The sequence below is a fragment of the Paracoccus sp. SM22M-07 genome, from assembly GCF_001887735.1.
Classification (GTDB): Bacteria; Pseudomonadota; Alphaproteobacteria; order Rhodobacterales; family Rhodobacteraceae; genus Paracoccus.
On record NZ_JPKW01000005.1, the window covers coordinates 153,600 to 165,711 of the forward strand.

Annotated in this window: 12 protein-coding genes; 1 reads left to right on the plus strand and 11 read right to left on the minus strand. The window is 65.5% G+C overall.

Features of this window, described 5'->3' with window-relative positions:
- Window positions 1–51: 51 nt before the first annotated feature.
- Window positions 52–954 (minus strand): thioredoxin family protein, encoded by a 903-nt coding sequence (locus tag IE00_RS10260; RefSeq protein ID WP_139291392.1) that lies wholly within the window; start codon window positions 952–954, stop codon window positions 52–54.
- Window positions 955–1,193: 239 nt separating this feature from the next.
- Between IE00_RS10260 and acnA the strand changes: the two genes are divergently transcribed.
- Complete coding sequence (gene acnA / locus IE00_RS10265) at window positions 1,194–3,968, plus strand: aconitate hydratase AcnA (RefSeq protein WP_072297020.1); 2,775 nt, start codon at window positions 1,194–1,196, stop codon at window positions 3,966–3,968.
- Between the two features lie 138 nt (window positions 3,969–4,106).
- Here acnA and ggt read toward each other — a convergent pair whose 3' ends face one another.
- From ggt to yajC, 10 genes are all read right to left on the minus strand, one after another.
- Complete coding sequence (gene ggt / locus IE00_RS10270; RefSeq protein WP_072297021.1) at window positions 4,107–5,909, minus strand: gamma-glutamyltransferase; 1,803 nt, start codon at window positions 5,907–5,909, stop codon at window positions 4,107–4,109.
- 63 nt (window positions 5,910–5,972) lie between these two features.
- Entirely contained in the window at window positions 5,973–6,515 is a 543-nt protein-coding gene (locus tag IE00_RS10275; RefSeq protein WP_240493849.1) for a DsbE family thiol:disulfide interchange protein, read from the minus strand.
- Window positions 6,508–6,651, minus strand: coding sequence for a heme exporter protein CcmD (gene ccmD / locus IE00_RS10280; protein WP_072297023.1), 144 nt, complete (start codon window positions 6,649–6,651; stop codon window positions 6,508–6,510). Before ccmD ends, IE00_RS10275 begins: the two co-directional genes overlap by 8 nt.
- Complete coding sequence (locus IE00_RS10285) at window positions 6,648–7,373, minus strand: heme ABC transporter permease (RefSeq protein ID WP_072297024.1); 726 nt, start codon at window positions 7,371–7,373, stop codon at window positions 6,648–6,650. Before IE00_RS10285 ends, ccmD begins: the two co-directional genes overlap by 4 nt.
- 52 nt (window positions 7,374–7,425) lie before the next feature.
- Window positions 7,426–8,082, minus strand: coding sequence for a heme exporter protein CcmB (gene ccmB, locus IE00_RS10290; protein ID WP_072297025.1), 657 nt, complete (start codon window positions 8,080–8,082; stop codon window positions 7,426–7,428).
- On the minus strand, window positions 8,079–8,708 hold the full coding sequence (gene ccmA, locus IE00_RS10295; protein WP_072297026.1) for a heme ABC exporter ATP-binding protein CcmA: 630 nt from the start codon (window positions 8,706–8,708) through the stop codon (window positions 8,079–8,081). The genes ccmB and ccmA overlap by 4 nt, the downstream gene beginning before the upstream one ends.
- Window positions 8,705–9,058: an Mth938-like domain-containing protein gene (locus IE00_RS10300; RefSeq protein ID WP_072297027.1), complete on the minus strand. Its 354-nt coding sequence runs from the start codon at window positions 9,056–9,058 to the stop codon at window positions 8,705–8,707. The genes ccmA and IE00_RS10300 overlap by 4 nt, the downstream gene beginning before the upstream one ends.
- Window positions 9,058–10,059, minus strand: coding sequence for a protein translocase subunit SecF (gene secF, locus IE00_RS10305; protein ID WP_072297028.1), 1,002 nt, complete (start codon window positions 10,057–10,059; stop codon window positions 9,058–9,060). Before secF ends, IE00_RS10300 begins: the two co-directional genes overlap by 1 nt.
- A 1-nt stretch (window position 10,060) precedes the next feature.
- The gene (gene secD / locus IE00_RS10310; protein ID WP_072297029.1) at window positions 10,061–11,725 is read right to left on the minus strand and encodes a protein translocase subunit SecD; all 1,665 of its coding nucleotides are present in this window, start codon (window positions 11,723–11,725) and stop codon (window positions 10,061–10,063) included.
- Between the two features lie 15 nt (window positions 11,726–11,740).
- Window positions 11,741–12,073 (minus strand): preprotein translocase subunit YajC, encoded by a 333-nt coding sequence (gene yajC, locus IE00_RS10315; protein ID WP_072297030.1) that lies wholly within the window; start codon window positions 12,071–12,073, stop codon window positions 11,741–11,743.
- Between the last annotated feature and the right edge of the window lie 39 nt (window positions 12,074–12,112).

A 12,112-nucleotide genomic window follows, 5' to 3' on the forward strand; every position in this document is an offset into this window, starting at 1 on the left:
CCGCGCCGCAATCCGCCGCAAGGGCCTTGCCGCCCCGATCCGCACGCACACTCAGTCCAGGCGGATCGCGGTCAGGATGCTTCCCGGCAGGCGATGCTTGCCGATCATCTGCTGGACCAGCACCACATGGCGGGTATCGGGGCCGAAGCGTTCGTCGCTGAACTGTTCGGGATGCACGTTCAGCCGCAGCGTCGTCGTGCCGTCCCAGGTCGTCAGCTGCTGCATCCCCAGCACCACGTTGGTATAGGTGATGCTGCGCCCGCGGTTCTCTCCCTCGGTCAGGTCGACCTGGCGTTGGGGGGCATAGCGGACCAGGACGATGTCGATCTGGTCGCCCAGGTCGGACAGGGGGGACAGCTCGATCGTCTCGCCGGTGTCGGTCGGTTCGCGCATGACGCTGACGGTGGTGGCGGCAAAGCGGCGACCGTCGATCAGGCCCATCAGCTGTGTGGGACCCGGTGCCACGGCGGTTTCGCTGCCGCCCACGATCATCTGCGGCGTATAGACCGACCTTTCACCCGCGGCCCTGGCATAGGCTTCCTGCCGTTCGGTGAATTCGGGCCGGGCAAAGCTGTCGGCCCAGCCAAGATAATCCCAGTAATCGACATGATAGGACAGCGGCAGGACGTCGTTCTGCCGCGCCAGCCGCGACAGCATCGCATCGGCCGGCGGACAGGACGAACAGCCCTGAGAGGTGAACAGCTCGACCACCACCGGCTGCGTGGCATCCGGCAGGTCCGCGGTCGGAGGCGCGACGTCCGACGCCGAGAAATTGCTGAACCCCCCGCTTTCCAACGCCTCGGACAGCGACGGGACGATGCGGCCGGGATCGTCGGGCGCCAGGATGATCGGCTGCGCGACGGCAGGCCCGCCCCCCGACAGGACAGCAGCCACGAAGACACCCGCCAGCCAGTGGCGGTTTTCGGTCCGGCACCAGCCCGACACAGACAACATCTGCAGTTCCTTGATCTTCATCTTGGCAACAGTGATAGCGACCCCGACCCGCAAAGGCCAAATCAAGGCTTCGTCAGCGGGGCGCAGCTTTCCACGGCGTGCCCCTTGAGCAACAGCGCCGGGTATGGTATGCGATTGCATACAATCTTGCGACAGCGCCCTTGCGATACGATCCCCGATGGGGCAAAGCAGGGATACGCATGCCAGACCCATCCATACTTCCAGACAGGGAGGCCCTGATGCCGATCACCACCGGAACCGATACCGCCAAGACCCGCCGCACGCTTGCGGTCGGCGACAGCAAGGTCGACTATTACTCGATCGCCGCCGCCACCGAGGCCGGCCTTGGCGATTTCTCGAAACTGCCGGCCGCGCTGAAGGTCGTGCTGGAAAACATGCTCCGCTTCGAGGATGGCGGCCACACCGTGTCGGTCGACGACATCAAGGCCTTTGCCGAATGGGCGACCCTTGGCGGCAAGAACCCGCGCGAGATCGCCTATCGCCCTGCCCGCGTGCTGATGCAGGACTTCACCGGCGTTCCCGCCGTGGTCGATCTGGCCGCCATGCGCGACGGCATCAAGGCCCTGGGCGGCGACGCCCAGAAGATCAACCCGCTGAACCCGGTCGACCTAGTCATCGACCATTCGGTCATGATCGACGAATTCGGCACCCCCCGCGCCTTCCAGCGCAATGTCGAGCTGGAATACGAGCGCAACATGGAGCGTTATACGTTCCTGAAATGGGGCCAGAAAGCCTTCAACAACTTCCGCGTGGTTCCCCCCGGAACCGGCATTTGCCACCAGGTGAACCTGGAATACCTGGCGCAGACCGTCTGGACCGATACGGATCAGGACGGCAAGCAGGTTGCCTATCCCGACACGCTGGTCGGCACCGACAGCCATACCACCATGGTCAACGGCCTGGCCGTGCTGGGCTGGGGCGTGGGCGGCATCGAAGCCGAGGCCGCGATGCTGGGCCAGCCGATCTCGATGCTGATCCCCGAGGTCGTGGGCTTCGAGGTCACCGGTGCCCTGGCCGAGGGCGTGACCGCCACCGACCTGGTGCTGCGCGTCGTCCAGATGCTGCGCAAGCATGGCGTCGTCGGCAAGTTCGTCGAATTCTATGGCGAAGGCCTGGACAACATGCCGCTGGCCGATCGCGCGACGATTGCCAACATGGCCCCCGAATACGGCGCCACCTGCGGCTTCTTCCCCATCGACGACGAGACCCTGCGCTATCTGCGTCAGACCGGCCGCGACGAGGACCGCATCGCCCTGGTCGAAGCCTATGCCAAGGAGAACGGCTTCTGGCGCACCGCCGATTACGCGCCGGTCTATTCCTCGACGCTGAAGCTGGACCAGTCGACCGTCGTTCCGGCCATTTCGGGGCCGAAGCGTCCGCAGGACCACGTCGCCCTGACCGAATCCGCGACCGCCTTCAGCGATTATATCAAGGGCCTGCGCAACGCTCCTTCGGTTCCCGCCGAAGAAAAGGGTGACTGGGCGGAAGAAGGCGGCCAACCCGCGCCGAACGATATCCCGGGCGACAGCCACGGCCACCTGAAATCCGGCAGCGTCGAGGGCGAGGATTACACCCTGCGCGACGGCTCGATCGTGATCGCCTCGATCACGTCGTGCACGAACACCTCGAACCCCTATGTGATGATGGCCGCCGGTCTGGTCGCCCGCAAGGCGCGCGAACTGGGCCTGACCCGCAAGCCCTGGGTCAAGACCTCGCTGGCACCCGGTTCGCAGGTCGTGTCGGAATATCTGGAATCGGCCGGTCTGCAGGAAGACCTGGACGCCATCGGTTTCGACCTGGTCGGCTACGGCTGCACCACCTGCATCGGCAACTCGGGGCCGCTGCAGCCCGAGATCTCGAAATCGGTCAACGACAACGACCTGGTCGCCGTCTCGGTCCTGTCGGGCAACCGCAACTTCGAGGGCCGCATCAGCCCCGATGTCCGTGCCAACTATCTGGCATCGCCCCCGCTGGTCGTGGCCTATGCGCTGGCCGGCGACATGAACATCGACCTGACCACCCAACCTCTGGGCAAGGGCAAGGATGGGCAGGACGTGTATCTGAAGGACGTCTGGCCGACCTCGAAGGAAGTGTCGGACCTGGTCGACAGCGTCGTCACCCGCGAGATGTTCCAGGCGAAATACGCCGACGTCTTCAAGGGCGACGAACGCTGGCAGGGCGTCGAGGTCACCGACAGCGAGACCTATGACTGGCCGGCGAACTCGACCTACATTCAGAACCCGCCCTATTTCCAGGGCATGTCCCAGGAACCGGGCACGATCAGCGACGTAAAGGGTGCCCGCATCCTGGCGCTGCTGGGCGACATGATCACGACCGACCACATCAGCCCGGCCGGTTCCTTCAAGCCGACGACGCCCGCCGGCCAGTACCTGACCGAGCGTCAGGTTCCGGTCCGCGACTTCAACAGCTATGGCTCGCGTCGCGGCAACCACGAGATCATGATGCGCGGCACCTTTGCCAACATCCGTATCAAGAACGAGATGCTGGACGGCGTCGAGGGTGGTTTCTCGAAGGATGCCAATGGCAACGAGGCCGCGATCTATGACGCCGCCATGTCCTATGTCGAACAGGGCACGCCCCTGGTCGTGATCGGCGGCATCGAATACGGTGCGGGTTCGTCGCGTGACTGGGCGGCCAAGGGCACCAACCTCTTGGGCGTCAAGGCGGTCATCGCCGAAAGCTTCGAACGTATCCACCGTTCGAACCTGGTCGGCATGGGCGTCATCCCGTTCGAGTTCACCGAAGGCGACACCCGCCATTCGCTGAAGCTGACCGGTGACGAGACCATCACGATCGACGGGTTGTCGGGCGACTTCAAGCCGCTGTCGCTGGTGCCCTGCACCATCACCTACAAGGACGGCACCCAGAAGACGATCCAGTTGAAGGCCCGCGTCGATACGGAGGTCGAGATCGACTATCTGAAGAACGGCGGCGTGCTGCATTATGTGCTGCGCGACCTTGCCGCGTCCTGATCGCGCCACGTGAAGAATGCGAAAGCCCCCGGCCATCGGTCGGGGGCTTTTTGCTGCGCGGTCGTCCAATGGGTATTTGGACAAAGAAGAAGCCGGACAGCTTCGTAGCGGGCCTGTCGGAGCGGGCGTTGCCCCCTGTCAGCCGCCGATCGCAACCCCTTCGCGCCGAGGATCGACGCCACCCTCCAGCCCGTCAGGCGACAGGACGATGCCCTGCAGGCCCGAAGTCAGGTCCGTTTCGGACAATTCGAACCCCATCGCGGTCAGGCCTTCGGTCAGGGCGGCAGGCAGGCCGGCCTCCACGTCCATCGTGCCGAAGCGGTTCAGGATGTTGGGCGTCGCCACGGCCTGTTGGATGTCCATGCCCCAATCCAGATGCGCGATGATCGCCTTGGCGACATAGCCGATGATGCGGCTGCCGCCCGGCGATCCGATGACCATGACGGGTGCGTCATCCTTCATCACGATGGTCGGTGCCATGGACGAACGCGGCCTTTTGCCCGGTGCGATGGCATTGGCGATGGGATAGCCGGCCTCGTCATGGGTTTCGAAGCTGAAATCCGTCAACTCGTTGTTCAGAAGGAAGCCGCCCGCCATCAGGCGTGACCCGAAGCCGTTCTCGATCGTGGTGGTCATCGACAGGGCATTGCCATCCGCATCGACGATCGAGATATGCGAGGTCGAGGGCAGTTCCAGCGCGCTGTCCTGTCCCCACAGCATCGCATGCGACCAACCGGGGCTGCCGGGTGAAACCTCGGGCAGGCTGTCATCGCCGGCCAGCAATTCGGCCCGCTTGGCCAGGTATTCCGGGTCGATCAGCCCTTCGGTGGGCATGGGCACGAAATCGCTGTCGGCCATGTAGCGGCCGCGATCCGCGAAGGCCAGCCGCGACGCATCGCCGATCATGCGCCAGTTGTCGGCATCCTCGGGTCCCGCGGAGAGGTCGTGATTGTCCAGCATGCCCAGGATCTGCCCCAGGGTCAGCCCCCCTGACGATGGCGGCCCCATGCCGCAGACGTCATGGTCGCGATATTCGGCGCAGACGGCGGGGCGTTCGATGACCTGGTAATGTTCCAGGTCGGATGCCGTCAGATGGCCCGGGTTGTCGGTCGCCCCCCGCACGGCCGCGGTGATCTGTTCGGCGATCGGCCCCTGATAGAAGGCATCGGCGCCGTCCTTGGCGATGGCGCGCAGGGTGTCGGCATAGGCCGGGTTCTTCAGCGTGCTGCCCTGGGCGATGGGTTGGCCGTCGGGAAAGAAATAATCCTTGGTCGCGGGATAGCGGGCCAAGTCATCGCCTTCGCCCGCGACCAGTTCGGCCAGACGGGGCGACACGGTAAAGCCTTGATCCGCCAGAGTGATCGCGTCTTGGAACAGGGTGGACCAGTTCGACTTGCCCCATTTGCGATGGGCGGTTTCCAGAAGACGCGGCGTGCCGGGCGTGCCGACGGAACGCCCGCCGATGACGGCATCCATGAATTCCACAGGTTCGCCGTTCTCATCCTGGAACAGGGTCGGCGTCACATCCATGGGTGCGGTTTCGCGGCCGTCCAGCGTGGTCAGTTCACCGCTTTCGGCGTCATACCAGACTAGGAAGGCACCGCCCCCAAGGCCCGAGCTTTGCGGTTCGACCAGCCCCAGGACGGATTGCACGGCGACCATGGCATCGGCGGCGCTGCCCCCGGCCTGCAGCACGCGGGCGCCGGCCTGGACGGCCAGCGGGTGGGCGGCGGTGACCATCCAGTTCTGCGATGTGACCGGGCGTCCTTCGGATTTGGCGGCCAGGCCGTCGCGGGCAGGCTGATCCAGATCGCCGAACCCTTCGGTCGTGATGTCGGTGGCGGATGCGGCTTCGGGGGAAATCGCATCGGTGGCCTGCTGGGCCCCCGCCAAGGATGCACTGCCCAGCAGCAATGCAAGGGCCAGACCTGTTCGCGTCATCGCACTTCTCCCTGATATCGGCTTGATCAGGTCAGTGTGGTCAAGTTGACGCAGGGGCGCAACCTAGTCTTGTGCGGCTAGGGCCTTTTCAAGCTGGGGCAGAAACCGGTTGGTGTAATCCTCGCGGATCAGGGGGCCGGCGTGGCGATAGAGGATGTTACCCTCGCCATCGATGATGAAGGTCTCGGGCGGGGCGGTGACGCCCCAGTCGATGGCTGTGCGCCCGCGGGGATCGGTCGCGATGGCCGCAAAGGGATCGCCGTCGTCGTTCAGGAAAGACAGCGCCGCGCCCTCGGGGTCCTTCAGGTCGACGCCATAGACCGGCAGGCGGGCCGACAATTCGGTCAGGGTCGGGTGTTCGGCGCGGCAGGGTGGGCACCAGCTGGCCCAGAAATTGACCAGCTTGACGCCCGGTTCGCGCAGCATGGCATCGGTCAGCTGCTGTTTGCCCGGCAGGGTCGTCTGGGGAATGGCGGGGGCCTGCCGGCCGATCATGGTCGAGGGCAGGTTGCCGGGATCTTCGCGGTTCATCCCCCACAGGAAGGTCGCGGCCAAAGCCACGAAGATCGCCGGGGGCAGCAGCATCAGGGGGGAAATCCTAGGCATCGGTCTTGTGCTTTTCCAGGTTGCGGCGGGCGCGGGCATTGGCGGCGACGCTGTGCCAGACCAGACCGGCCAACAGCAGCAACGACACGCCATAGGCGGCCAGGACGGTGCCTGCGTATCGTCCAAGATCGATCATGCACGGGCCTCTTGGGCTTGCAATGCGGCCAGACGCCGCTTGCGGATTTCGGTACGGGTGCGGATCACGACCAGCGCCAGGAACAAAAGCGCGAAGCCGATCATCGACAGATAGAGGGGGTGGCGATAGACCGCGCTCATCCTTTCGCCGGACTGAACCGACAGGGACGCGCCCTGGTGCAGGCCCTGGTTCCAGAACAGCACCGCATAGCGTGACAGAAGGGCAAAGACCGACCCCACCAAGCAGACGACGCCGGTCAGGTCGGCGGCGCTGTCAGGATCCTCGATCGCGGACCAGAGCGCGATATAGCCGACATAGAACAGGAACAGGATCAGGAAGGATGTCAGCCGCGGGTCCCATTCCCACCACGTCCCCCACATCGGCTGGCCCCAGATCGCGCCGGTGATCAGCGCGATCAGGGTCATCACCGCGCCGATGGGCGCCGCGGCCTTGGCGGCCAGCGCGCTGACATGGTGGCGGCGGATGATCCAGATCAGCGAGGCGACCAGCATCATCACCCAGATGTTGATGGCCATCAGCGCGGCGGGCACATGCAGGAAGACGATCTTGACCGTCGATCCCTGGCGGTAATCGTCGGGCGTCAGAAAGCCCCAGACAAGGCCGCCTGTCACGCAGATCGCGGCACCGACCACCAGCCAGGGCAGGACCCTGTCGGTGGTGCGCATGAACTTGGCCGGATTTGCATATTCCCAGATCGACATGGCTCTTCCTTATCTGTCCTGTGGCGGGCCGCTCAAGCCCTTTGGGACGGGTTCACCGCAGATTGACCCGCAAGGCCGCCGCCGCGGCGAAGGGGATCAGCGCCAGCACCATCAGCGTCACAGCGCCCAGGAACACAAGGGGCGTGGTGACGGCCAGGTTTTCCGCCCCCCTGCGGGTGATCTCGGCCCCGAAGATCAGGGTGGGGATATAAAGCGGCAGCACCAGAAGCGACAGCAGCAAGCCGCCGCGCCGCAGCCCGACGGTGACCGCCGCGCCGAACGCGCCCAGCATCGACAGCGCGGGCGTGCCGATCAGCAGCGACAGGATCAGCATCGGCATGGCCCGGACGGGCAATTGCAGCAGGATGGCAAAGACCGGGGCCGCCAGGATCAGCGGCAGGCCGGTGGTGATCCAATGGGCCAGCGCCTTGACCGCGACGGCGCCTTCCAGCGGCATCGGGGCGGTGGCCAGCAGATCCAGGCTGCCGTCTTCGTGGTCCAGCGCAAAGATGCGGTCCAGCGACAGCAGGCAGGCCAGAAGCGCCCCCACCCACAGGATGCCCGGCGCGACCGGCGCCAGCGCCGCCCGGTCGGGACCGATCCCAAAGGGCACCAGCGCCGAGAGGATCAGGAAGAACGCGACGCCCAGGCCGAAGCCGCCCCCTGCCCGCGTGGCAAGGCGCAGATCGCGCTGCAAGAGCGCGATCATGCGAAAGCCTCGTTGAAGCCGGACGGGCGGGCGACGGGGCCGGGACGGGCACGAAAGGGCGTCAGGTCCAGCATCTGCGCGTCGGGCAGGCCAAGGTCGATATGGGTGGCCATCAGCGCCGCCCCGCCCGCCGTCAGATGCGTGCCGACCACCTGCGCGAAACGCGCGACCGATGCCGCATCCAGCGACACCGTCGGTTCGTCCAGCACCCAAAGCGGCCGACCGCTGACGATCAGGCGCGCCAGCCCCAGACGCCGCTTTTGCCCCGCCGACAGCGCGCCTGCGGGCCGGTCCGCCAAGGCCATCAGATCCATGGCGGCCAGCGCGGCGTCGATGCCGCCACCACCAAAGACACGCGCCCAGAAGCCAAGATTTTCGCGGGCGGTCAGCGACGGCTTCAACCCGTCGGAATGGGCGGCATAGGCGACGGCATCGTCGGCGATGCTGACCTGTCCCGTCACGGGGCGCTGCAGGCCCGCAACGGTGCGCAGCAAGGTGGTCTTGCCGATGCCGTTCGGGCCTTTCAGGATCAGCGCCTGTCCGGGGTTCAGGAAAAAGCCGACGCCCTCGACGGCCCGCAGCCCGCCGCGCGCGACGGTCAGGTCATGGACCGTCAGCAGGCTCACAGGGGCAGAAGGGCGCAGGCGACGCGGCGACCTTCCGACAGGGTCACGTTATAGGTGCGCGCCGCAGTGGGCGAATTCATCGCCTCGACGCGGATGCCGGCGGCCTCCATCGCGGCGACGATGTCGCGGGGGGCATAGGCGATCTGGTCGCCCATGCCCAGGAACAGGACGTCGATCCGCCCCGCCAATTCCGTCAGCGCGGCCAGATCCGACAGGCCGCCCCAGGATGCCACGCGGTCGCTTTCCACGACGATGGCCCCCTGGTGCACCTTGCCCGCCACCCGGAAGAAGCCGGGGCCATAGCTGTCCACGGCATTCGCGCCTTCGAAATCGGTGGGGTTCAGGATCATCAGCCCTCCTCGGCGCCCTCGAAGGGCGACACGGGTTTGCGCGGCTTGGCGTTCGGGTCCTTGGGATCGGGCTTGCCCCAGTCCCGCCGGACGCCCAGCCACAGAACGAAGTTCTTCGCCACATAGATCGACGAATAGGTCCCCACGAAGATACCGAAGGTGATCGCGAAGACAAAGCCCCGGATCACGTCGCCACCCAGCACCAGCAGCGCGATCAGCGCCACCAGCGTCGTCCCCGAGGTCATGATGGTCCGCGACAGCGTCTCGTTCACCGACAGGTTCATCAGGTCGCGCAGGGGCTTCTGCTTGAACTTCATCAGGTTCTCGCGAAGCCGGTCAAAGACCACGACCGTGTCGTTGATCGAATAGCCGACGATGGTCAGCAGCGCCGCGATGGTGGTCAGGTCGAAGCGGATCTGGAAGGCCGCGAACAGCCCCATGGTCAGAAGCACGTCATGGAACAGCGACACGATCGCGCCCACGGCGAACTGCCATTCGAACCGCAGCCAGATATAGACCGAAATCGCCGCCAAGGCCGCCAGAACCGAATAGATGGCGGTCTGGATCAATTCGCCCGAGACCTTGGGTCCGACCGATTCCACCGACGGGAAGCTGATCGAGGGATCGACCGTCTGCAGCGCCCCCTCGACGGCGGTGATCAACTCGGGGGTGACGGCCTCGACGCCGTCCTGCGCGCTGATGCGCACCTGCGCGACATGCTGATCGTCGCGGAAACTGGGGTCGAAGACCTGCGTGATGGCCACATCCCCCAGATCCAGGGGCTGCAGCGCATCGCGATAGGCGCCGATATCGACCGGCTGCGAGGATTCCGTGCGGATGGTCGTCCCGCCCCGGAAATCGATGCCGAAGTTCAGGCCATTCACCAGAAGGACCACGACCGACAGCACCATCAGCAGCGCCGACAGCCCGAAGGTCGCCTTCTGCAGGCGGAAGAAGTCGATCTTGGTGTCGTCGGGGACAAGTTTCAAACGAAAGGCCATATCACACCTCGATCTGCTTGGGGCGCGCACGCTCGAACCACATGACGGTAATCAGGCGTGTCACGAACAGCGCGGTAAAGACCGAAGTCACGATCCCGATGGTCAGCGTCACCGCGAACCCCTTGACCGGGCCCGAGCCCAGCACGAACAGGATGGCGGCCACGATCAGGGTGGTGATGTTGGCGTCCACGATGGCCGACATCGCCTTTTCATAGCCCGTCTCGATGGCGCGGGCGGGGCCGCGCGCGGTCTTCAGTTCCTCGCGGATGCGTTCAAAGACCAGCACGTTGGCATCGACCGCCATGCCGATGGTCAGCACGATCCCGGCGATGCCCGGCAAGGTCAGCGTCGCGCCGATCACCGACAGCACCGCGAACAGCAGCAGCATGTTGAAGCCCAGGGCCACGGTGGCGAAGACGCCGAAGCGGCCATAGGACAGGATCATCAGCGCGACGACGGCCGTAAAGCCCACGCCTGCCGCGATCTTGCCCGCATCGATGCTGTCCTGTCCCAGTTCGGGACCGACGGTGCGTTCCTCCAGGAAGGTCATCTCCGCAGGCAGCGCACCGGCGCGCAGCAGGACGGCCAGGCGGTTCGCCTCCTCGAAGCCCATCGAGCCCGAGATCTGGCCCGAACCGGTGGTGATGGCCGAACGGATGACCGGGGCCGAGATGACCTCATTGTCCAGGACGATCGCGAAGGGCTGGCCGATATTGGCCGAGGTATAGGCCCCGAAGGCGCGCGCACCCGACGGGTTGAAGCGGAAATTGACCGAAGGCAGGCCGTTTTCATCGCTGGCGGTCATGGCGTCGACCAGATCCTCGCCGGTGACGACGGGCGTGTCCTCGAGGATATAGAAGACCCCTTCCTGATCGACCGAAGGCGCGGTGAACTGGCCGCTGCCGGGATCGGATTCGCCGTCGCCGGTGGTGCCGACGACCGGGTTGAAGGTCAGCTGGGCGGTCGTGCCGATCAGCTCCTTCAGCTCGGCGGCCGAGCCGATGCCGGGAACCTGGATCAGGATGCGATCCTCGCCCTGGCGCATGATGGTGGGTTCACGGGTGCCGACCTCGTCCACGCGGCGGCGCACGATCTCCAGCGATTGCTGGATGGTGCGGTCATCGGTGACGGATTTTTCGGCATCCGACAGCTGGATGGTCAGCCGGGACCCCTGGGCGCTGATGGCCAGCGATTGCTGGCCCGCGCCGGTCAGGGTCGTGACCGGGTCGGAAAACCCGCGGGCGATTTCCACGGCGCGGGCCATCTGGTCGGCATTGCCGATCTCGACGGCCAGCTGACCGTCGGGGGACTGCACGCGGCGGATGGCGCCGATGGTGTCGCGTTCGGCGGCCATGGCCCGGCGCAGTTCCGGCCAGATGGCGTCCATACGGCTTTTGTAAACCTGCTCGACCTGCACTTCGCCCAGCAGATGGGCGCCTCCGCGCAGGTCCAGGCCCAGATTGACCAGGTTGCTTGGCAGCCAGGACGGCCAGGCGTCGCGGGCCGCGATCAGTTCGGGCGTCTCGACGCCGGTGGCCTCGATCTGGGCCACGGCGTCGTTATGCGCCTCGACCCGCTTGTAGAAGGCATTGGGCAACGCGAAGAGCAGCCCGAGAAGGCAGATCCCGATGATCAGGACGCGCTTCCAGCGGTCAATCTGCAGCATTTTGGCTTACGCCTTTCAGTTGTTGGCGGCGACAGGTTCGGTCTTGTTGACGACCTGCGCGATGGTGCTGCGCACGACGCGGATGCGCACGCCCTGGGCAATCTCGACTTCCAGCTCGTCGTCGCGGACCGAGGCGACCTTGGCCAGGATGCCGCCCTGGGTGATGACGGTATCGCCCTTCTTGACGTTCGAGACCATCTCGCGGTGCTGCTTGGCACGCTTCTGCTGGGGGCGGATCATCAGGAAATACATGATCAGGAAGATCAGGATCAGCGGGATGAACTGTGCAAAGGCTGCACCGCCGCCTGCGCCACCGGCGGCCTGGGCATAAGCTGGGGTCACGAACATTCATGGTCCTTTCGAGAAACGGGGCCGCGGAAAAGCCCG

Coding starts and splice junctions, on each gene's coding strand:
- IE00_RS10260 (WP_139291392.1), bottom strand. CDS start 954: ATGTTGTCTGTGTCGGGCTGGTGCCGGACCGAAAACCGCCACTGGCTG.
- acnA (WP_072297020.1), top strand. CDS start 1,194: ATGCCGATCACCACCGGAACCGATACCGCCAAGACCCGCCGCACGCTT.
- ggt (WP_072297021.1), bottom strand. CDS start 5,909: ATGACGCGAACAGGTCTGGCCCTTGCATTGCTGCTGGGCAGTGCATCC.
- IE00_RS10275 (WP_240493849.1), bottom strand. CDS start 6,515: ATGCCTAGGATTTCCCCCCTGATGCTGCTGCCCCCGGCGATCTTCGTG.
- ccmD (WP_072297023.1), bottom strand. CDS start 6,651: ATGATCGATCTTGGACGATACGCAGGCACCGTCCTGGCCGCCTATGGC.
- IE00_RS10285 (WP_072297024.1), bottom strand. CDS start 7,373: ATGTCGATCTGGGAATATGCAAATCCGGCCAAGTTCATGCGCACCACC.
- ccmB (WP_072297025.1), bottom strand. CDS start 8,082: ATGATCGCGCTCTTGCAGCGCGATCTGCGCCTTGCCACGCGGGCAGGG.
- IE00_RS10300 (WP_072297027.1), bottom strand. CDS start 9,058: ATGATCCTGAACCCCACCGATTTCGAAGGCGCGAATGCCGTGGACAGC.
- secF (WP_072297028.1), bottom strand. CDS start 10,059: ATGGCCTTTCGTTTGAAACTTGTCCCCGACGACACCAAGATCGACTTC.
- secD (WP_072297029.1), bottom strand. CDS start 11,725: ATGCTGCAGATTGACCGCTGGAAGCGCGTCCTGATCATCGGGATCTGC.
- yajC (WP_072297030.1), bottom strand. CDS start 12,073: ATGTTCGTGACCCCAGCTTATGCCCAGGCCGCCGGTGGCGCAGGCGGC.